This is a genomic window from Eubacterium ramulus ATCC 29099 (assembly GCF_000469345.1).
Taxonomy (GTDB): Bacteria; Bacillota; Clostridia; order Lachnospirales; family Lachnospiraceae; genus Eubacterium_I; species Eubacterium_I ramulus.
In genome coordinates, this window is the sequence record NZ_KI271185.1 from 129298 (window position 1) to 129764 (window position 467).

1 pseudogene is annotated in these 467 nt (G+C 42.8%); it reads right to left on the reverse strand.

Features of this window, described 5'->3' with window-relative positions:
* Positions 1 to 467, reverse strand: a pseudogene (locus HMPREF0373_RS14685) (site-specific integrase); the annotation flags it as partial.

Below are 467 nucleotides of genomic sequence, written 5' to 3' on the forward strand. Positions count from 1 at the left end.
AACGTAATATACTGCTTTGGAAATACTGCAAAACGGAAGGACTGCTGCATGACTGCGGAAAAAGAATGGATATAATCTTTGCTGTAACCCTTTCTCTCTTTTCCGTCGGGATGAACTCCCCCGAAGGAAAGCAAATCGAAGAAAGATTGCAAATGTTCAGAGGTTACATTTTTCAGTTTCCGTTCTGCCAATGGGTGTTTCTTGATATTTCGGATTGTTCCGAGGTAATTCTCCACCGTACCATTGCTGAGCGTACCTGTTTTTAATTCCTCCTCTGCCCACACATCCAAAAGCTGTCCGACTGTGAGATTTTCCGCTTTGGCAACAAATTTCTTTTTCTCATAATCATCCATTGCCTGACGGAGCAGCTTTTCAGTTTCACTTTTGCTTTCTGTTCCAACGCATTCTTTCTGAACAAGATTGCCGCTTGCGTCCTCTACATAGAAGCGGTAGTACCATTTCTTTCC